Raw genomic sequence first — 258 nt, forward strand, 5'->3', positions numbered from 1 at the left:
CCGGGTGCTTCGACAGCCACGCCTGAACGGTCGCCATTTCCCGGTCGGGTAGCAAGGCAACGATCCGCCGACGCTCCAAATCGCACACGATGGTCCCGTACCGACGATTTCTCCGGAACGCCCAGTCATCAATACCCACAACAAGCAAGGGATCCATCGGCATCGCCGCCCGCCGGCGGACCACCCGCAGCAAGGTATCGTTGCTGACAGGCAGCATGAGCCGCTTGGCGAAGCTTGCTGCCGGCCGGCCGCCGAGCG

1 protein-coding gene is annotated in these 258 nt (G+C 65.1%); it reads right to left on the reverse strand.

The window, feature by feature from the left end; all coding sequences use genetic code 11:
- The coding region (locus tag AC0L3P_RS40335) for a transposase (RefSeq protein WP_473309503.1) at positions 1-258 on the reverse strand (258 nt) is incomplete at both ends.

The organism is Bradyrhizobium sp. WSM4874 (assembly GCF_055811835.1).